Raw genomic sequence first — 602 nt, 5'->3', positions numbered from 1 at the left:
GGAAACAGAGTTCGAGGGCCGCGTTTTGCCAATTTCGCCCGTTGTTTCGATTGTCGACGATGATTCAGCCGTCCGTGTTGCGCTAGGCAGCCTTATCCGGTCGCTTGGCTGGCAAGTGGGCATGTATGAGTCGGCAGAAGAATTTCTTTCGTCCGGGCAGGCCGCTCATACCGCCTGCCTGATTTCCGACATCCGCATGCCTGGGATGTCGGGTATCGAGATGCATGAGTGCCTGCGTACTCAGGGCAATGCCCCGGCGACCATCTTTATCAGCGCATATGCGACCCCGTCAGTGCGGGCCCAAGCGATGAGCAACGGTGCACTGGTGTTACTGCAGAAGCCTTACCCGACCGCCGTCATGACGCATTGGCTGTCGGTCGCACTTGGAAACCCGTAGCGAATCACCCAAGCGCTGCAGAAGTGCTCGGGCGATGGCGCTCAGCGATGTCCGCCGTCGGGCAGACGGGGCTCGATACCAAGAGCTTCGGCCTTGCGGACAAGGTCGGGCATCGAGCGCGCCTCCATCTTGCGCATGACCTGTCCACGGTGAACCTTGACCGTGATTTCGCTCAGGTTCATCGCAGTGGCAATCTGCTTGTTCA

2 protein-coding genes are annotated in these 602 nt (G+C 59.5%); one reads left to right on the top strand and one right to left on the bottom strand.

The window, feature by feature from the left end; all coding sequences use genetic code 11:
• The first annotated feature begins 25 nt into the window (after positions 1 to 25).
• The gene (locus HV670_RS30385) at positions 26 to 397 is read left to right on the top strand and encodes a response regulator transcription factor (RefSeq protein ID WP_175108595.1); all 372 of its coding nucleotides are present in this window, start codon (positions 26 to 28) and stop codon (positions 395 to 397) included.
• A gap of 41 nt (positions 398 to 438) precedes the next feature.
• Here the strand turns inward: HV670_RS30385 and HV670_RS30380 are convergent.
• Positions 439 to 602: LuxR C-terminal-related transcriptional regulator (locus HV670_RS30380; RefSeq protein WP_217478570.1), on the bottom strand; the 164-nt coding region annotated here is incomplete at its 5' end.

It is taken from the genome of Pararobbsia alpina (assembly GCF_902859895.1).
Taxonomy (GTDB): Bacteria; Pseudomonadota; Gammaproteobacteria; order Burkholderiales; family Burkholderiaceae; genus Pararobbsia; species Pararobbsia alpina.
Note: the sequence above shows the minus strand (reverse complement) of the source record. Positions and strands in the feature narration are given on the sequence as shown.